The following is a 17373-nucleotide window of genomic DNA, read 5'->3' as shown; positions in this document are numbered from 1 at the left end:
AACGCTCCTTGGAACCGCGCAAGTTGGCCCTTCTCGCAGGATTGATCACCACCGCCGTTCTGGCCGTGTCGGTTGCGCAGATCATGCCGCGCGAGGCGCCGCGGCAGACCGAACCCGTCGTTTCCGCCGGCACGCCCCTGCGCACCACCATCCGGGACGTCACGCCACAGGCGGCCGAGGCGCCGCGACCCGCGCCGCCCCCGCTCGCCCAGGCGCCCGCGCCGGCCGCAACGCCCGCGCCGGCGGCGACACCCGTTCCCCCTCCGGCCGCGACACCCGTTCCGCCGCGCTCCGCCGCACCGGTGCCGACACCCTCGCCGCGCCGTGCGGCGCAGGCGCCCGTCTCGGTGGAGCTCCTGCCCGACAACGAGGACCTGCGCGAACGCGTCGGCTCCATGCGCGAGCGCCTGATCCTCGCGGCGCGTTCCGGCGACATCGCCAGGCTCGGCGTCGTCTTCCAGATGAACGAGACCATGCCGGTTTTCACCCGGGGCGCCGAGCGCGATCCCGTGGCGTTCTGGAAGAGTGCCTCGGGCGACGGCGAGGGCCGGGAGATCCTCGCCGTGCTCCTCAACATCCTCGACCTGCCGGCCGCCCTCATCAACAAGGGCACGCCGCAGGAAATGTATGTCTGGCCCTATCTCGCCCATGTGCCGATGGGCGACCTGACGCCGCGCCAGACCGTCGATCTCTATCGCCTGATGACGGCCCAGGACGTGCGCGACACGCGCACCCTCGGCTCCTGGGTGTTCTGGAGGCTGGGCATCGGGCCCGACGGCACGATCCACTTCTTTCTCGCCGGCGAATAGGCTCAGGCGCGCGGCGTCAGGACGAGAACCGTCCAGCTGACGCCGGGCCGGCCGAACATGTCGGCCCGGGTGGCGCTGAACAAGCCGGCGAGGCCATGTCGGCCGGCGAGAGCCAGGGTTTCCTCCCCCGACACGTCGAACATGCGCCGGCCCGGCGGCACCGGGCCGTGGCGCAGCGTCATGACCAGACGCCCGCCGGGCGCGAGGTGGGCGGCGAGCCGTGCCATGGCCCGCGCGCGCTCGCCGGCATCGAGATGCATGAGGACGGCGGTGAGCATGACGAGGTCGAAGCGCTCCCTCGCCGCGGCGAGGACCGGCAGGTCCGGCAGGCCGTCGTCGATCCAGGTGATGGCCTTTGCGGCATGGAGGCGGGCGCCATGGGCGCGCAGTTCCGCCGTCGGCTCGACGGCCGTGACCTCGAAGCCGCGATCGGCCAGGGCCGCGGCATCGCGGCCGGTGCCCGCGCCAATGTCGAGGGCGCGTCCGGCCGGCGGCAGAAGGTGGAGGACCGGGGCGTGCACCTCCTCGAAGGTGACGCTCTCGTACTGGACCGCGAGCCTGTCCGCCTCCGCGGCATAGCCGCTGGTGGCCTCGCTCACGGGCGCTGGTCCTGGAAGCGCACGGGGCGGCCGCCCGACGGGGCCACGAGGTCGCCCTCCCACATGACACGGCGGCCACGGATGACGGTGCCCACAGGCCAGCCGGTGACCTCCTTGCCGTCATAGGGCGTCCAGCGGCTCTTCGAGGCGATCCAGCCGTTGGTGATGGTGTGCCGGCGCTTCAGGTCGACGACCGTGAAGTCCGCATCGTAGCCGGCGGCGATCCGCCCTTTGCCGGCGATGGCGAAGATGCGGGCAGGTCCCGCGCTGGTGAGGTCGACGAAGCGCTCCAGCGTCAGTTTTCCGGCGGCGACGTGGTCGAGCATCGTCGGCACCAGCGTCTGCACCCCGGTCATGCCGGAGGGCGAGGCCGGATAGGTCTTCTGCTTCTCCTCCAGCGTGTGGGGCGCATGGTCGGAGCCGAGCACGTCGACGATGCCTTGTTCGATGCCCTTCCAGATGCCGGCCTGCGCCCTCGCGTCACGCACCGGCGGGTTCATCTGGGCGAGGGTGCCGAGCCGCTCGTAGCAGTCGGGGGCGACGAGGGTGAGGTGGTGCGGCGTCGCCTCGCAGGTGGCGACGTCCTTGTGGTGCTGCAGGTAGTCGATCTCCTCCGCCGTGGAGATGTGCAGAACGTGGATCTTGGCGTTGTAGCGCTTGGCGATGGTCACCAGCCGCTCGGTGCACATCAGCGCTGCGGTCTCGTCGCGCCAGACGGGATGGGAGCGGGCATCGCCCTCGATGCGCTCGCCCTTGCGCTCGCGCAGCCTGAACTCGTCCTCGGAATGGAAGGCGGAGCGACGGCGGGTGTTCTTCAGGATGGAGGCGACGCCCGCATCGTCCTCGACCAGCAGCGAGCCGGTGGAGGAGCCCATGAAGACTTTGATGCCGGCGGCGCCGGGCAGGCGCTCCAGCTCGGCCACGTGGGGGGCGTTCTCGTGGGTGCCGCCGACCCAGAAGGCGAAGTCGCAATGCATGCGGTCGGTGGCGCGCTTCACCTTGTCGGCGAGGGCCGCCTCGGACGTGGTCAGCGGGTCGGTGTTCGGCATCTCGAAGACCGCGGTGACGCCGCCCATGACGGCGGCACGGGAGCCCGATTCGAGGTCTTCCTTGTGGGTGGGTCCCGGCTCGCGGAAATGCACCTGGCTGTCGATGACGCCGGGGAGAACGTGCAGCCCCGTGCAGTCGACCACCTCGCCGCCCGAGGCCTGTGACAGGTCGCCGATGGCGGCGATGCGGCCGGCGGTGACGCCGATGTCGCGGATCGCTCGGCCGTCCTGATTGACCACCGTGCCGTTCCTGTAGATGACGTCGTAATTCGGCATGGCGGGCTCCCGGCAGTGCCGGGCCTTGTCCCCGGCGCGGCCTCGCTTATGTCCGAGAACGACAACCGTGCCAAGCGACCGAGAGGCCCCGATGCCCAGCGCATTCCTGCCCGACCGTGGCGTCGTCCGCGTGACCGGCGAGGAGGCCACGACCTTCCTGCAAGGTCTCGTCACCTGCGACGTCGCGGCGATCCCGGAAGGAGAGGCGCGGTTCGGGGCGCTGCTGACGCCGCAGGGCAAGATCGTCGTCGATTTCCTCGTCATTCCCGCGCCGGGCGCCGTCGGCGGAGGCTTCCTCTTCGACGTGCCGCGGGCGCTGGCCGCGGACCTTACGAAGAAGCTCGGCTTCTACCGCCTGCGGGCGAAGGTCACCGTGGAGGACCAGTCGGATCGCCTCGCCGTGACGGCGCTGTGGGGCATGGACGCGCCGCCCGCCGCTGGCGGGGTCGTCGCCCGCGATCCGCGCCATCCCGGCCTCGGCTGGCGCATGGTGGCGCCGCCGCCGCTGGAGATCGTCTCGGACGCGTCCGCCTATGACGCTCACCGCCTCCGCCTCGGCATTCCCGATGGCGGGCGCGACTTCGTCTACGGCGACACCTTTCCGCACGAGGCGGACATGGACCAGCTCGCCGGCGTCGACTTCCACAAGGGCTGCTATGTGGGCCAGGAGGTGGTGAGCCGCATGCAGCACCGCGGCACGGCGCGCACGCGCGTGGTGCCGGTCTCCTTCCCCGACTTCCCGCCGATGGAGGGACTGGACGTGACGGCCGGCGAGAAGACCGTCGGCGTGATGGGGTCGGCGGCCGAGGGCCATGGGCTCGCCAAGCTCCGCCTCGACCGCGTCGCCGATGCGCTGGCGGCAGGCGAGCCGATCACGGCCGGCGGCATTGCCCTGACGCCGATCAAGCCGGACTGGGCGCGGTTCGCCTGGCCGGGGGAGACCGTGGAGGGCTGAGGGCGGACAAGAGGCGCCACTACAAAAAGCTCTGCGGGTCCACGTCGATCTCGAGCCGCACATTGCCGCGCGGGGCCTCCACCGAGGAAAGCCAGCGGCGCATCCAGCCCGAAAGGTCGAAAGCCCGCGGCGAGCGCGCCAGCAGGCGGACCCGGTGGCGGCCACGCACCAGCGCCAGCGGCGCTTCCGCCGGCCCGAGCACCTTCACCTCGGGTGTCGGCGGCACGGCGCGGACCAGCGTGCGCGCGTAGGCCTGCGCGTCGCCCAGCGCCTCCGCGGAGACGACGAGGGCGGCGAGCCGGCCGAAGGGCGGCAGCATGGCCGCCTCGCGCATCGCGATCTCGACCTCGTAGAAGCCCTCGCGGTCACCCCTGACGATGGCCTGGATAATCGGGTGCTCGGGCTGGTGCGTCTGGATGAGGGCGCGCGAGCCGTCCTTCGCCCGCCCGGCCCGGCCCACCACCTGCTGCAGCAGCTGGAAGGTGCGCTCGCCGGCCCTGGGGTCGGCGTTGGACAGGCCGAGGTCGGCGTCGATGACGCCGACGAGCGCAAGGTTGGGGAAGTTGTGCCCCTTCGCCACCAACTGCGTGCCGATGACGATGTCCGCTTCGCCGCGGGCCACCGCCTCGATCTCCTGGCGGATGCGCTCGATGCCGCCGGCCATGTCGGAGGAGAGCACCAGCAGCCGCGCCTCGGGGAACAGCGTGGCGCATTCCTCGGCGAGGCGCTCGACCCCCGGGCCGCAGGCGACGAAACTGTCGACCGCGTCGCATTTCGGGCAATGCTCCAGCGGCGGCATGTTGAAGCCGCAGTGGTGGCACATCAGCCGCCGGCGAAAGCGGTGGTCGACCAGCCATGCCGAGCAGTTGGGGCACTGGATGCGCTCGCCGCAGGTGCGGCAGAGGGTGAGCGGCGCGTAGCCGCGGCGGTTGAGGAAGAGCAGCGCCTGTTCGCCGGCCTCCACCGTGCGGCGAATCTCCGCCTCCAGCGCGGGCGCGATCCAGCGGGTGCGCGGCGGGCCGGCACTGCGCAGGTCGACGGTGGCGATCTTCGGCATGTCGCGGCCGCCGAAGCGTTCGGGCAGGACGAGGCGGCGGTAGCGGCCGCGGTCGGCGTTGACGCGGCTCTCCACGGAAGGCGTCGCCGAGGCCAGGACGACGGGAATATCCTCCAGACGCGCCCTGACCACCGCCATGTCGCGGGCGTGATAGTGGACGCCATCGTCCTGCTTGTAGGCGCCCTCATGCTCCTCGTCGACGACGACCAGGCCGAGGTCCTGGAAAGGCAGGAAGAGCGCCGAGCGGGCACCGATCACCACCTGCACCTCGCCGGCGGCCACGCCCGCCCAGACCCGCCCGCGCTTCGTCGTTCCGACGCCGGAATGCCAGGCGGCGGGGCGATGGCCGAAGCGGGCGGCGAAGCGGTCGAGGAACTGCGTCGTCAGGGCGATCTCCGGAACCAGGATCAGCACCTGCCGACCCTGGCGCAGGGCCTCGGCGACCCCCTCGAGATAGACCTCCGTCTTCCCCGATCCGGTGACGCCGTCGAGGAGCTGCACGGCGAAGGCGCGGGCCGCAACGGCGTCGCAGAGGGCGAGAGCCGCCGCGTGCTGGGCATCGTTGAGGGCGGCGACGGCGTGGTCGGGGTCGAGCCGCGCCAGTGCCTCGGCCGGCATGAGGACGGCCTCCAGCACACCCTCGTCGACGAGCCCGTCCACCACCGAGGCGGAGACACCCGCCTCGCGGGCCGCCTCTCCCTTGGCCCGGGCAAGGCCGTCGGCGAGAACGGCGAGCAGCCGCCCCCGCGCCGGCGTCATACGGCCCGGCGCCGTGCCGGTGACGCGAAGTCCGACGCGCGGTTTCGGGGGTGCGAGATCGTCCGGGTCGCGCAGCGCCATGCGCAGCACCATGCCGCGGGGGCTGAGCGTATAGTCGGCCAGCCAGTCGCAGAGCTGGCGCACCGCATGGGGCACGACCGGCACGTCGAAACGGGCCGCCACCTCCTTCAGCCGGTTGTGCGAGACGCCGCCGGGCTCGTCGCGCAGCGCCCAGACGGCGCCGAGCGTGGTGCGGTTGCCGAGGGGCACGGCGACCACGTCGCCGGGCCCCAGCTCCATCCCCGCGGGGATGCGGTAGCTGTAGGGCCGGTCGACGGCGACCGGAATCAGCACGTCGGCGAAGCGGGGTGCGGTCATGCCGATGGCCTAGCGCGCCCGGAGCACGAAGGGAATGGGAGCGCGGCGCGGGATGCCGGGACAGGCTCTCGCGGCGATTTACGGCACCTGGATCGGGCGTCCAGTTTGGATTGTTTCCAATGTTTTCCCGGGCGATTGCCGCTCGTCATCGTTCGGGGTAAATAGCTGACATCTCCAGTCAACTTTACCGTCGGCGGCTGGAGAGGAGAGCTGCCTTGATCGTCTGTCATTGCAACGTTCTGAGCGACCACGACATCCGCGCCTGCCTCGGCGACGGCCCCGATTGCCCGCGGGCGGTGGGCGAGGTCTATACCTGCCTCGGCTGCAGCCCGGAATGCGGACGCTGCGCCCGCACCATCCGCGCCATCATGCGCGAGGCGGGAGTCGGGGGCTGCGCCGCCTGCCCGGTGGGCGAATGCGCCGGCCATGCCCATGACGGCGCCGCGGGCCCGGTTCTCGTCGCCGCCGAGTAACGCGCCCCGGCGCTGGTTGTTTCTGCCGGCCTTCCACTCTCCCCTGCCCTGTGCGTGCCGCGGCCGAACGGCGGTTCCGCCGGTCTGCTCCCTTGCCTCCACTTTCTGGAATGATTAAAAAGTGTCGGCCGCCCTCTGCGGCACGACGCGACGGAAACAGGTGGAGCAGGCCATGAAGGGCGACAAGAAGGTCATCGACTATCTCAACCGGGGCCTGCGCAGCGAGCTCACCGCCGTCAGCCAGTACTGGCTGCACTACCGCATGCTGCACAATTGGGGCTTCCTCGATCTCGCCAAGTACTGGCGCAAGGAATCGATCGAGGAGATGGTCCATGCGGACAAGTTCATCGACCGGATCCTGTTCCTCGAGGGCCATCCGAACCTGCAGGTCCTCGACCCGCTTCAGATCGGCCAGGACGTCGGCGAGATCATCCAGAGCGACCTGAACGCCGAAATCGGCGCCCGCGCGCTCTACCAGGAGGCGGCGTCCTATTGCGAGACCGTCAAGGACTATCCCTCGCGCGACCTGTTCATCGAGCTGATGACGGACGAGGAAGGCCATATCGACTTCCTCGAGACGCAGCAGGAGATCATCAAGACGATCGGCCTGCCGCTCTACATCCAGAAGCACATGGGCCCGGTGGGCGGGGATCACTGAGCCCGTTCACCCCGCATGAACCCGCGCCGTGGCAGGCTCTCCGCCATGGCGCGTCCCGACATGTCCGTGAACCTCCTCATCCCCGGCGCGGCCGACGACACGGCCGCCGCCCTCGGGCAATGGCTCCTGCACCTCTCCGCCGAACGCGGCCTGTCGCCGAAGACGCTGGAGGCCTACGGCCGCGACGTCCGGGCCTTTCTCGCCTTCATGGCGGAGCATCTCGGCGGGGCGGTGAGCCTCGGCGCCATGGACGGCCTGCAGCCGCGCGACGTCAGGGCCTTCATGGCGCGGCGGCGGGGCGACGGGCTCGATCCGCGCTCTATCGGCCGGGCGCTGGCGGCGGTGCGCTCCTTCGCCCGCTTCCTCGAACGGGAGGGCCGCGGCCGGATGGCCGCCTTTGCCGCCGTGCGCACGCCGAAGGCCGGCAAGCGTCTGCCCCGCCCGCTCGCCGTCTCCGCCGCCCGCGCGGTGTCATCCGTCGACGCGCGAACCCATGACGATGCCGCCGACTGGGTGATCGCCCGCGACGCGGCGGTGCTCGCCCTGCTCTACGGCTCGGGGCTCCGCATTTCCGAGGCGCTGGGCCTCAGACAGAAGGACGCTCCGCCCCCAGAGAGTGATGGCCAGATCACCGTGCTCGGCAAGGGCGGCAAGATGCGACAGGTGCCGGTGATCCGCACGGTCGCCCGGGCGATCGCCGACTACCGCCGCCTATGCCCCTGGACCCTCGGCGCGGAGGACGCCCTCTTCGTCGGGGTGAAGGGAGGGCCGCTGTCGCCGCGCATCATCCAGCTTGCGATGGAGCGGCTGCGCGGGGCGCTCGGCCTGCCGGAGACGGCGACGCCCCATGCGCTGCGCCATTCCTTCGCCACCCACCTGCTCGGCCGTGGCGGCGACCTGCGCTCCATCCAGGAGCTGCTGGGCCACGCCTCCCTGTCGACGACGCAGATCTACACCGAGGTCGACACGGCCGCCCTGCTGCGCGTCTACGAGAGCACGCACCCGCGGGCCTGATCGCCGTCAGCCGCTCGCCGGGCGGAGCGCCGCCCGCTCGCGCCGCGCACGCCGGAAGCGCATCAGCAGGCGCAGGGAGCGCCCTGCCCTGCCGCCCCGCAGGATGCGCAGATGGGTGAGAATGCGCCGCTTGATCGGGTCGATGTGGCCGTGCGCCCAGGCGAGCCAGCGCGTCCACAACCCGTAGAGACGCACGAAGAGCGGAATCTGCATGAGCTTGGGCTTGCAGGTCTCGAACAGGAAGGCGGTGATGCCGACGCCCACCACCTTGGCGAGGACGAGCACGCCGGCGCCGAGCACCAGGTGCCCGGAGGCGATGAGGCCGAGGGCCGCCAGCTTGAAGGGAAAGAGCAGGCCCGCCGGCACGGCGAACACCAGCAGGGTCGCATAGGGCGGCAGACGCTGGATGCCGTCGTGGATCGCCTGCTTCAGCGCCTTGAAGGGCAGCACCTCCACGAGGCGGGCGATGAGCGGGCCGAGGCGCTCCCACAGCCAGGTCTCGACGAGGATCACCAGGGCGGCGAGGACGAGGACGGGTCGCAGCAGGCGTCGCATGTGAGGGTTCCGGCAATGACGCTCGGAGTGAACCGCAGGACTGTGTCCGCCCGGCGGCGCGGGAGCAGCCCCTCTATTGCGCGGGGACGGACGGCTGGCAAGCGCGCGGGGCCGCCGGCCGCCGCCCGCGGTGCCAGAGCACCGATACGGGCGGAAACCGCAGCGCCGCAATCGCCGCTCTGCGCTCCCCAATCAGGCCGCAAAATGGGCGCGGGCCACCGTCATTCGAGGTCTCCTGTCATCAGGAGTTCCTCGTCATGGCCCATTGGACGCAGACCACCCGGGCGTTCATCATCTCGCTGCCGCGTCTGGCCGACCGCCGCGCCCATGCGACACGGCTGGCCGCGAGGCTGCCGGTGCCGACGACGATCCTCGACGCCGTGGACGGACGGCAACTGACCGCGGCGCAGCGCGCCCTGCACGTCCCGAAGCTCCGCCGCCCCCGTTATCCCTTCCCGCTCAGCGAGGCGGAGATCGCCTGTTTCCTCAGCCACCGCGCGGCATGGCGGGCGGTCGTGGAAAGCGGCGCCTGCCACGCCGTCATCCTCGAGGACGATGCCGTGCTCTGCGGGGCTTTCGCGCCGGACCTTGCGCGGCTGATGGAGGTTGAGACGGACTGGTCTTTCGTGCAGCTGCACAGCCACCGTCGCCCGGAACCGGGCGCCCCCTTCCTGGCGCGTCGGACGCTGCCGCAGTTGGAGATGGTCGGCCAGGTGATGACGGCGGAGGCCGCGCTGGCCCTGCTGCGCGCCAGCGCGCGGTTCGACCGCCCCGTCGACAGCTTCATCCAGATGACCTGGAAGACCGGCGTGCCGATCCATCATCTGGGGCGGCCGGTGGTGGTGAACGGCGGGGGCTTCTTCGGCGGCTCGACCATCAGCCGCGGGTTGGGACGGGTCGAGAAGATGAGGCGGAGTTTCGTCCGCCCCCTCTACAAGGCGCAGCTCGCGATCCTCTCGGCGCGGGGCGACACCGCCGCCGGGCTCGCCGCGGCCGCGACGCGCCTGTCACAGGCGTGACCCCAACAAAGAAGGGAGGCCGACCGGCGGTCGACCTCCCTGGCGTCGGACGGGGCGGAAAGGCCGCCCCGGTTCCCGGTCAATACACGCGGGCCTTGGGCTCGATGTACTGGATCTCGTTGGTCATCGTGTAGGTGTGGACCGGACGGTCGTCGAGCGTCACCTGGCGGGCCGAGGTGTCGGCGAAGGCCAGGGTGTGCTTCATCCAGTCCTTGTCGTTGCGGTCGGGGAAGTCCTCGCGCGCATGGGCGCCGCGGCTTTCCTTGCGGTTCGCCGCCGATTCCATGGTGACCACGGCCTGGGCGATGAGGTTGTCGAACTCCAGCGTCTCGATCAGGTCGGAGTTCCAGATCAGCGAGCGGTCGGTCGTCTTGATGTCGGAGGCGCCGCCCCAGACGTCGGCGATGAGCTTGCGGCCCTCCTCCAGAACCTCGCCGGTGCGGAACACGGCGCAGTTCGACTGCATGACGCGCTGCATGCTGTTGCGCAGCTCGGCGGTGGCCGTCGTGCCGGAGGCATGGCGGAAGGCGTCGAGGCGCGACAGCGCCATCTCGGAAGCGTTGGCCGGCAGGTCCTCGTGCTTCTCGCCGGGCGTGACCGTCTCGGCGGCGCGCAGGCCGGCGGCACGGCCGAAGACCACGAGGTCGATCAGCGAGTTCGAGCCGAGGCGGTTGGCGCCGTGGACGGAGACGCAGGCCGCCTCGCCGATGGCCATCAGGCCGGGCACCACGGCGTCGGGGTCGCCGTTCTTCTTGGTCAGCACCTCGCCATGATAGTTCGTGGGGATGCCGCCCATATTGTAGTGCACCGTCGGGATGACCGGGATCGGCTCCTTGGTGACGTCGACGCCGGCGAAGATCTTGGCGCTCTCCGAAATGCCCGGCAGGCGCTCGGCGAGGATCTTCGGGTCGAGATGGTCGAGGTGCAGGAAGATGTGATCCTTGTTTTTGCCGACGCCGCGGCCCTCGCGGATCTCGACGGTCATCGAGCGCGAGACGACGTCGCGCGAGGCGAGGTCCTTGGCCGAGGGGGCATAGCGCTCCATGAAGCGCTCGCCCTCGGAATTGGTGAGGTAGCCGCCCTCGCCGCGCGAGCCCTCGGTGATGAGGCAGCCCGAGCCGTAGATGCCGGTCGGGTGGAACTGCACGAACTCCATGTCCTGCAGCGGCAGGCCGGCGCGGAGCACCATGGCGTTGCCGTCGCCGGTGCAGGTGTGGGCGGAGGTGGCGGAGAAATAGGCGCGGCCGTAGCCGCCGGTGGCGAGGATGGTCTGGCGTCCGCGGAAGCGGTGGATGGTGCCGTCGTCCATCTTCAGGGCGACGACGCCGAGGCAGCGGCCGCTCTCGCTCATGATCAGGTCGATGGCGAAATACTCGATGAAGAACTCGGCATTGTTCTTCAGCGCCTGGCCATAAAGCGTGTGCAGCATGGCATGGCCGGTGCGGTCGGCGGCGGCGCAGGTGCGCTGTGCCGTGCCCTTGCCGAAATGGGTGGTCATGCCGCCGAAGGGCCGCTGGTAGATCTTGCCGCTCTCGGTGCGCGAGAAGGGCACGCCCCAGTGCTCGAGCTCATAGACCGCGGCGGGGGCGTTGCGGACGAGATACTCGATCGCGTCCTGGTCGCCGAGCCAGTCCGACCCCTTGACGGTGTCGTACATGTGCCACTGCCACTGGTCCTCGCCCATGTTGCCGAGCGAGGCGGCGACGCCGCCCTGGGCGGCCACCGTGTGCGAGCGGGTGGGGAAGACCTTGGAGATGCAGGCGGTCTTCAGACCCGCCTGGGCGCAGCCGACGACGGCGCGCAGGCCGGCGCCGCCGGCCCCCACGATGACCACGTCGTAGGTGTGGTCGGTGATGTCGTAGGCACGGCCGTTGGCGGCAGGTGCGGCGGCTTCAACCATGGGGCGAGCTCCCGGATATGACGGACGGGTCGACGGTTATACGCCGAAGGACAGCTTCAGGATCGCGAAGACGGACCCGAGACCGATCGCGAACGAGAAAAAGGTGTTGGCGAGGATCAGGGCGACCTTGGGCCCCTCCTGGGGCACGTAGTCCTCGATGATCACCTGCATGCCGATGCGCATGTGCCAGGTAGCGGAGATGACGAAGAGGATGAGGGGAATGGCCACCAGCGGCGAACCGAGCGTCGCCTTGACGGCGGCGTAGTTGGAGCCCGCCGTGGTGATGATGAGGCCGATGACGAAGAGCGACAGCGGCAGGTTGGCGACGCCCGTCAGGCGCTGCATCCAGAAATGCTCGGTGCCGGACTTGGCCGAACCCAGACCGCGGACGCGGCCGAGGGGGGTGCGCATGGAGGACTTGGAATAGGACATGGACCGGAGCCTTTCTCAGACGCCGCCGCGCACGGCATAGCCGACGATCCAGGTCAGGACCGTCAGCACGATGGAGCCGACGAGGTTGGCGCGCACCAGCCATTCGCGCTCGGCGGGGCCGAAGCCGCGGCCGGTATCCCAGATGAAGTGGCGGACGCCGCCGAGCATGTGATGATAGAGCGCCCAGGTGTAGCCGAAGAGGATGAGGCGGCCGATGATCGAGCCGGCGAACCACTGGAAGGTGGCGTAAGCGGAGGGGCCGGAGGCGGCGGCGATCAGCCACCAGGCCATCAGCAGCGTGCCGAAGAAGAGCGCGGCGCCGGTGATGCGATGGGTGATCGACATCATCATCGTCAGCATCGGGCGGTAAATCTGGAGATGCGGCGAAAGCGGGCGCTCGCTCACGGGCTTTGAATCGGCCATCTGGGGCATTCCTCAAGACCGGCTGGAGCGCATGCTGCGGCGCCCACCGGAAATCATCGGACTGTTTAAGGGAGCCGGCGCGCCGACGCAACGAGTCTGGAATGAGACAAAGGAGGGAAGAGACCGCGGCGTGCGCGCGGCGCGGCCCAGCCGTGCGCGGCTTGCCGAGGTCGGGAAGGCGCTCTATTGCGTGACCTCGCATGCCCAACACGCTCTCCCGCTACCAGGCGCTGGTCGATTCCGGCGAGATGTCCTTCGATGCCGCGCAGGCCGCCGTCGCCCGCCGGCTGGCGGCGCTCAACGACCGGCTCGCCGACTACCGGCTGGCCCGCCGCAAGTCCTCCGCCCTCGCATGGCTGTTCTCGCGCGGCCAGAAGCCCGAGCCGGTTCGCGGCCTCTACATCTGGGGCGATGTCGGCCGCGGCAAGACCATGCTGATGGACCTGTTCATGGAAGGCAGCCCGGTCAGGCACAAGCGGCGGGCGCATTTCCACGAGTTCATGGCGGACGTGCACGAGCGCATCCACGCCTGGCGGCAGAAGCTGAAGGCCGGCGAGGTGAAGGGCGACGACCCCATCGGACCGGTCGCCGCCGCTCTCGCGGAAGAGGCCTGGCTGCTGTGCTTCGACGAGTTCTCGGTGACGGACATCGCCGACGCCATGATCCTCGGCCGGCTCTTCACGCGGCTCTTCGAGGAGGGCGTGGTGATCGTCGCCACCTCCAACGTGGTGCCGGACCTGCTCTATCGCGACGGCCTCAACCGGGCGCTGTTCCTGCCCTTCATCGCTCTCCTGCAGGAGCGGATGGACGTCCTCAAGCTGGAATCGCGCACCGACTTCCGGCTGGAGAAGCTCTCGGGCCAGCCGATCTGGCTGACGCCGCTGGGGCCGGAAGCAGACCGGGCCATGGACACCGCCTGGTCGCGGCTGACCGGCGGGGTGGAAGGCGATCCCGCGGTGCTCGAGGTCAAGGGCCGGCGGGTGCCGGTGCCGCGCCAGGCGCACGGGGTCGCCAGGTTCAGCTTCGCCGAACTCTGCGAGAAGCCGCTCGGCGCCTCCGACTATCTGGCCATCGCCCACGCCTATCATACGGTGCTGCTCGACCGCATTCCGGTGATGAAGGGCCTCGAGCGGCGCAACGAGGCCAAGCGCTTCATCACCCTCATCGACGCCCTCTACGACAACCAGGTGAAGCTGGTGGCGAGCGCCGGCGACGAGCCGAACCGGCTCTATCTTTCCGACACCGGCACGGAGGAGTTCGAGTTCCATCGCACCGCCTCGCGCCTCATCGAGATGCGCTCCGACGACTATCTCGCCCTGCCCCACGAACGGCGGAACGAGCGCGCCGGCGACACCGGTGGTATCGTCGAGACGTGACGCGGCTCGCCGCCCGCGCGGCCAGCGATGAGACCTGACATGGCACGAGCAAGAGCCGGGGACGACGAGGCCCACCTCGTCTGTGCATTGACGGGGCGGCCCATCCGGCCCGGCCACGAGATTCGCCTCTCGGCGATCCGGCCGGGGGTGGCGGATCTCATTCGCCGCGACGCGCCCGCCATCGGTCCGAGCGATGTCATCGACCGGGCGATCGTCGCCGACTACCGCAGCCGCTACGTGGAGGACCTCCTGAAGGCGGAACGGGGGGAGATCACCGCGCTGGAGCGCGACGTGGTCGACAGCCTGCGCAACCAGGAGATCACCGCCGCCAATATCGAGGAGCGCATCGACGAGGGCCGGACCACCGGCGAGCGGCTCGCCGACAAGGTGGCCGAGTTCGGCGGCTCCTGGACCTTCATCATCGCCTTCTTCGCACTGCTCGCCGTGTGGATGGCCCTCAACGTCGTCGTCGCGTCGCGGGCCTTCGACCCCTATCCCTTCATCCTGCTCAACCTCATCCTGTCCTGCATCGCCGCGGTCCAGGCGCCGATCATCATGATGAGCCAACGCCGTCAGGAGGCGAAGGACCGCCGCCGCTCGGAGAACGACTACAGGGTGAACCTGAAGGCCGAGTTGGAGATCCGCCACCTGCACGAGAAGATCGACCACCTCCTGAATCGGCAGTGGGAGCGCTTCGCCGAAATCCAGGCCATGCAGATCGAGCTCCTCCAGGACCTGAGGGCGTCGCGTGGCCCGGCGGCCTGACCGGATCGGCGCGATCGCGCCGCCGATCGAGGACCGCGTCCAGGCGCGGCTGGTGGCGATCGCCGCCGACCATATCCGCCGTTTCGGCCCGGAGCGGGTGACGGTGGTGGCGGTGGCGCGCGAGGCGGGCATGAGCCACGCCAACGTCTACCGCTTCTTCGCCTCCAAGGCGGGGCTGATCGAGGCGGTCGTCGTCGCCTGGGCGCGCACGGTGGAGCTACAGCTCGGCGACATCGCCAATGCCCCCGACCCGGCCGACGACAAGCTGGAGCGCTTCCTCACCGCCTGGGCGCGGGCCCAGCGCGAGGGCCTGGACCGCGACCCGCCGATCTACGCCACCTTCGCCACCCTCTGGCAGGCGCGGAGGGACACGATCATGGCCCATCGCGCGCGCCTGCGAGCTTTTCTCGCCTCCATCGTCGACGAAGGCCTGGAGCCCGGCCCCTTCCGGGTGAAGGACGAGGAGCGCGCGGTGTCCTTCGTCGCCGACGCCATGCAGCGCTTCATCCATCCCGTGCTGGTCACCGAGATGAAGGACCTGTCCCGCCAGCAGGTCGAGCAGCGCGCCGGCCTCCTCGCCCGCGTGATCATTCGCACTCTGGTCGCCGGCGGCGTGTGAGGCCGTCCGTCAGGGTTCACGCGTATTTCCCCGCAGAGGCGAACATGGCCAGTTCCGCACCCGACCCGAGGGGGAACGACCATGTGCAGGACGTGTGATTCGCGGCTCGACCGCAGGACGCTGCTCGGCGCCGCCGGGCTGGCGATGGCCGCCGGTCTTTCCGCGGCCGGGAAGGCCTTCGCAGCGGAGGGGCCCGGCAGCGGCCTGACGCCCGACCAGGCCCTCGACAAGCTGAAGCAGGGCAACCGGCGCTACGTGGCCGATGCGCAGTCCTGCGTGATGGACATGGCGCGGCGGCGCAACGAGACCGCCGGCGGCCAGGCGCCCTGGGCCACCCTGGTGAGCTGTGCCGACAGCCGCGTTCCGCCGGAACTCATCTTCGGCGGCCTCACCCTCGGCGAGCTCTTCGTCGTCCGCAACGCCGGCAACACCGTCGACACCACGGCGATGGGCACGCTCGAATACGGCGCGGCGGTGCTGAAGTCGCCGCTCATCGTGGTGCTCGGCCATTCCGGCTGCGGCGCAGTCGCCGCGGCCTGCGACGTGGTGGCGAAGAACGCGACCTTTCCGGGCGCGATCGGACCGATGATCGAGCCGATCGTTCCCGCAGCGCTCGCGGCACGCGGTCGCCAGGGCGATTTCATCGACAACACGGTGCGGGAGAACGTGAGGCGGACGGTGGCGAAGCTGACCTCGGCTGGTCCGATCATCGCCGAGGCGGTCAAGGCGGGAGCGGTGAAGATCGTCGGCGCCCGCTACGACCTGGCGACGGGCGCGGTCGACGTCTTCGCGTGACCCTGGGTCAGGCGGGGTCGGGCGGCCCTGCCCGCCCCGGCGCGACCGCGGACCCGGCGGACGGCACAGCAGAGGCGCTTGCGGGAGCCGTCTGGCTACAAATTACAAAAACTGACACTTGTAATCGCCCGGTTCCGCGGATTTCGCCGGAAGCCGCGCCCGCCCCGCCCCCAGGCGCCCGTCGAACCGCCGCGGCCGGGAGGCCGCCCCGCGCCGGCCGCGGTCGCGCAACGTCTTGTTTTAACGGAAGAACGGGCGCCGGCCCGGTCCTCCGCGTTCGGGGATGCGCGACTCGCGACAATCGGGTAACTTCAGAGCAAAGCATGGCTTGAAAGACCCGCGAAATTCTGGATTAGAGGGTGAGGCAGGCGGTGATACCGCTCCCGCAACACTTTCAGCGAAAGACCCTTCCATGGCGCGCAAGAAACTCGCGATGATCGGCTCGGGCCAGATCGGCGGCACCCTGGCTCTCCTGGCCGGCCTCAAGGAACTCGGCGACATCGTGATGTTCGACATCGCGGAAGGCACCGCCAAGGGCAAGGCGCTCGACATCGCGCAGGCCTCGGCGGTCGAGGGCTTCGACGCCAAGATGAGCGGTACCGGGTCCTACGAGGCCATCGAGGGCGCCGACGTCTGCATCGTCACCGCCGGCGTGCCGCGCAAGCCCGGCATGAGCCGCGACGACCTCCTCGGCATCAACCTCAAGGTGATGGAGCAGGTCGGCGCGGGCATCAAGAAATACGCCCCGAACGCCTTCGTCGTCTGCATCACCAACCCGCTCGACGCCATGGTCTGGGCGCTGCAGAAGTTCTCCGGCCTGCCCGCCGAGAAGGTGGTCGGCATGGCCGGCGTGCTCGACTCCTCGCGCTTCGAGCTCTTCCTCGCCGAGGCGACCGGCGTCTCCATCGAGGACATCCACGCCTGGACGCTCGGCGGCCACGGCGACGACATGGTGCCGATGGTGCGCCACTCGACGGTCGGCGGCGTGCCGCTGAACCAGCTCGTCAAGTCCGGCTGGCTGACCCAGGAGAAGCTGGACGCCATCGTCGAGCGCACCCGCAAGGGCGGCGGCGAGATCGTCGGCCTGCTCGGCAACGGCTCGGCCTTCTACGCCCCGGCCGCCTCCGCCATCGCCATGGCCGAGAGCTACCTGAAGGACAAGAAGCGCGTGCTGCCGTCGGCGGCCTACCTCACCGGCCAGTACGGCGTGAAGGACATGTATGTCGGCGTTCCGGTGCTGATCGGCGCCGGCGGCGTCGAGAAGATCGTGGAGTTCGAGCTCGACAAGGGCGAGCAGGAGATGTTCGCCAAGTCCGTCGCCTCGGTGAAGGGCCTGGTCGACGCCTGCAAGACCATCGCCCCCGAGCTCGCGAAGTAAGTTCTGCGCGTGGCGTCCAGCAACCCGGCGGACGCCACGGCGTCCGTCGCACAAGCAGCCCGAAAAACCTGAGCGAGCGGCGAC

Annotated in this window: 18 protein-coding genes; 11 read left to right on the top strand and 7 right to left on the bottom strand. The window is 70.1% G+C overall.

Going from position 1 to position 17373, the window contains the following annotated elements:
- Positions 1–8: 8 nt before the first annotated feature.
- Positions 9–809, top strand: a complete 801-nt coding sequence (locus C6569_RS21845) for a hypothetical protein (protein WP_181313872.1) — start codon at positions 9–11, stop codon at positions 807–809.
- Between the two features lie 2 nt (positions 810–811).
- On the opposite strand, the gene C6569_RS01425 is transcribed toward C6569_RS21845, so the two are convergent.
- Both C6569_RS01425 and C6569_RS01420 read right to left on the bottom strand, forming a co-directional pair.
- Complete coding sequence (locus tag C6569_RS01425) at positions 812–1408, bottom strand: class I SAM-dependent methyltransferase (RefSeq protein WP_106747166.1); 597 nt, start codon at positions 1406–1408, stop codon at positions 812–814.
- Positions 1405–2733, bottom strand: a complete 1329-nt coding sequence (locus tag C6569_RS01420) for a dihydroorotase (RefSeq protein ID WP_106747165.1) — start codon at positions 2731–2733, stop codon at positions 1405–1407. The genes C6569_RS01425 and C6569_RS01420 overlap by 4 nt, the downstream gene beginning before the upstream one ends.
- Before the next feature lie 91 nt (positions 2734–2824).
- Here C6569_RS01420 and ygfZ point away from each other — a divergent pair, with 91 nt between their 5' ends.
- The gene (ygfZ, locus tag C6569_RS01415; protein ID WP_106747164.1) at positions 2825–3688 is read left to right on the top strand and encodes a CAF17-like 4Fe-4S cluster assembly/insertion protein YgfZ; all 864 of its coding nucleotides are present in this window, start codon (positions 2825–2827) and stop codon (positions 3686–3688) included.
- A 19-nt stretch (positions 3689–3707) separates the two neighbouring features.
- On the opposite strand, the gene C6569_RS01410 is transcribed toward ygfZ, so the two are convergent.
- Positions 3708–5882 (bottom strand): primosomal protein N', encoded by a 2175-nt coding sequence (locus C6569_RS01410; RefSeq protein ID WP_106747163.1) that lies wholly within the window; start codon positions 5880–5882, stop codon positions 3708–3710.
- A 215-nt stretch (positions 5883–6097) separates the two neighbouring features.
- Here C6569_RS01410 and C6569_RS22130 point away from each other — a divergent pair, with 215 nt between their 5' ends.
- From C6569_RS22130 to C6569_RS01395, 3 genes are all read left to right on the top strand, one after another.
- Positions 6098–6355: a (2Fe-2S)-binding protein gene (locus C6569_RS22130; RefSeq protein ID WP_245898206.1), complete on the top strand. Its 258-nt coding sequence runs from the start codon at positions 6098–6100 to the stop codon at positions 6353–6355.
- A 172-nt stretch (positions 6356–6527) separates the two neighbouring features.
- A complete protein-coding gene (bfr, locus tag C6569_RS01400) occupies positions 6528–7013 on the top strand; it encodes a bacterioferritin (RefSeq protein ID WP_106750841.1) in 486 nt (161 codons plus the stop codon).
- Between the two features lie 15 nt (positions 7014–7028).
- Complete coding sequence (locus C6569_RS01395; protein ID WP_425440690.1) at positions 7029–8027, top strand: tyrosine recombinase XerC; 999 nt, start codon at positions 7029–7031, stop codon at positions 8025–8027.
- 6 nt (positions 8028–8033) lie between these two features.
- Here C6569_RS01395 and C6569_RS01390 read toward each other — a convergent pair whose 3' ends face one another.
- Complete coding sequence (locus C6569_RS01390; RefSeq protein WP_106747161.1) at positions 8034–8582, bottom strand: hypothetical protein; 549 nt, start codon at positions 8580–8582, stop codon at positions 8034–8036.
- Between the two features lie 257 nt (positions 8583–8839).
- Here C6569_RS01390 and C6569_RS01385 point away from each other — a divergent pair, with 257 nt between their 5' ends.
- Positions 8840–9601: a glycosyltransferase family 25 protein gene (locus C6569_RS01385; RefSeq protein WP_106747160.1), complete on the top strand. Its 762-nt coding sequence runs from the start codon at positions 8840–8842 to the stop codon at positions 9599–9601.
- 79 nt (positions 9602–9680) lie between these two features.
- On the opposite strand, the gene sdhA is transcribed toward C6569_RS01385, so the two are convergent.
- The 3 genes from sdhA to sdhC are packed head-to-tail and all read right to left on the bottom strand — an operon-like array spanning position 9681 to position 12356.
- Positions 9681–11501, bottom strand: coding sequence for a succinate dehydrogenase flavoprotein subunit (gene sdhA / locus C6569_RS01380; RefSeq protein ID WP_106747159.1), 1821 nt, complete (start codon positions 11499–11501; stop codon positions 9681–9683).
- A 36-nt stretch (positions 11502–11537) separates the two neighbouring features.
- On the bottom strand, positions 11538–11933 hold the full coding sequence (sdhD, locus tag C6569_RS01375; protein ID WP_106747158.1) for a succinate dehydrogenase, hydrophobic membrane anchor protein: 396 nt from the start codon (positions 11931–11933) through the stop codon (positions 11538–11540).
- Between the two features lie 15 nt (positions 11934–11948).
- On the bottom strand, positions 11949–12356 hold the full coding sequence (gene sdhC, locus C6569_RS01370) for a succinate dehydrogenase, cytochrome b556 subunit (protein ID WP_106747157.1): 408 nt from the start codon (positions 12354–12356) through the stop codon (positions 11949–11951).
- Positions 12357–12556: 200 nt separating this feature from the next.
- Here sdhC and zapE point away from each other — a divergent pair, with 200 nt between their 5' ends.
- The 5 genes from zapE (at position 12557) to mdh (ending at position 17289) form a co-directional block, all read left to right on the top strand.
- On the top strand, positions 12557–13732 hold the full coding sequence (gene zapE / locus C6569_RS01365) for a cell division protein ZapE (RefSeq protein WP_106747156.1): 1176 nt from the start codon (positions 12557–12559) through the stop codon (positions 13730–13732).
- A gap of 39 nt (positions 13733–13771) precedes the next feature.
- On the top strand, positions 13772–14497 hold the full coding sequence (locus C6569_RS01360; RefSeq protein ID WP_106747155.1) for a DUF1003 domain-containing protein: 726 nt from the start codon (positions 13772–13774) through the stop codon (positions 14495–14497).
- Complete coding sequence (locus C6569_RS01355; RefSeq protein ID WP_245898205.1) at positions 14481–15116, top strand: TetR/AcrR family transcriptional regulator; 636 nt, start codon at positions 14481–14483, stop codon at positions 15114–15116. The genes C6569_RS01360 and C6569_RS01355 overlap by 17 nt, the downstream gene beginning before the upstream one ends.
- An 81-nt stretch (positions 15117–15197) precedes the next feature.
- Entirely contained in the window at positions 15198–15911 is a 714-nt protein-coding gene (locus C6569_RS01350) for a carbonic anhydrase (protein WP_106747154.1), read from the top strand.
- Positions 15912–16323: 412 nt separating this feature from the next.
- On the top strand, positions 16324–17289 hold the full coding sequence (gene mdh, locus C6569_RS01345) for a malate dehydrogenase (protein ID WP_106747153.1): 966 nt from the start codon (positions 16324–16326) through the stop codon (positions 17287–17289).
- Positions 17290–17373 lie beyond the last annotated feature (84 nt).

This window comes from Phreatobacter cathodiphilus, assembly GCF_003008515.1.
Lineage (GTDB): Bacteria > Pseudomonadota > Alphaproteobacteria > Rhizobiales > Phreatobacteraceae > Phreatobacter > Phreatobacter cathodiphilus.
The sequence above is the reverse complement of the archived record's forward strand: the minus strand, read 5'-3'. Positions and strand labels throughout refer to the sequence as shown.

Coding starts and splice junctions, on each gene's coding strand:
- sdhD (WP_106747158.1), bottom strand. CDS start 11,933: ATGTCCTATTCCAAGTCCTCCATGCGCACCCCCCTCGGCCGCGTCCGC.
- bfr (WP_106750841.1), top strand. CDS start 6,528: ATGAAGGGCGACAAGAAGGTCATCGACTATCTCAACCGGGGCCTGCGC.
- mdh (WP_106747153.1), top strand. CDS start 16,324: ATGGCGCGCAAGAAACTCGCGATGATCGGCTCGGGCCAGATCGGCGGC.
- C6569_RS01420 (WP_106747165.1), bottom strand. CDS start 2,733: ATGCCGAATTACGACGTCATCTACAGGAACGGCACGGTGGTCAATCAG.
- sdhA (WP_106747159.1), bottom strand. CDS start 11,501: ATGGTTGAAGCCGCCGCACCTGCCGCCAACGGCCGTGCCTACGACATC.
- C6569_RS01385 (WP_106747160.1), top strand. CDS start 8,840: ATGGCCCATTGGACGCAGACCACCCGGGCGTTCATCATCTCGCTGCCG.
- ygfZ (WP_106747164.1), top strand. CDS start 2,825: ATGCCCAGCGCATTCCTGCCCGACCGTGGCGTCGTCCGCGTGACCGGC.
- sdhC (WP_106747157.1), bottom strand. CDS start 12,356: ATGGCCGATTCAAAGCCCGTGAGCGAGCGCCCGCTTTCGCCGCATCTC.
- C6569_RS01410 (WP_106747163.1), bottom strand. CDS start 5,882: ATGACCGCACCCCGCTTCGCCGACGTGCTGATTCCGGTCGCCGTCGAC.
- C6569_RS01350 (WP_106747154.1), top strand. CDS start 15,198: ATGTGCAGGACGTGTGATTCGCGGCTCGACCGCAGGACGCTGCTCGGC.
- zapE (WP_106747156.1), top strand. CDS start 12,557: ATGCCCAACACGCTCTCCCGCTACCAGGCGCTGGTCGATTCCGGCGAG.
- C6569_RS01395 (WP_425440690.1), top strand. CDS start 7,029: ATGAACCCGCGCCGTGGCAGGCTCTCCGCCATGGCGCGTCCCGACATG.
- C6569_RS01360 (WP_106747155.1), top strand. CDS start 13,772: ATGGCACGAGCAAGAGCCGGGGACGACGAGGCCCACCTCGTCTGTGCA.
- C6569_RS01390 (WP_106747161.1), bottom strand. CDS start 8,582: ATGCGACGCCTGCTGCGACCCGTCCTCGTCCTCGCCGCCCTGGTGATC.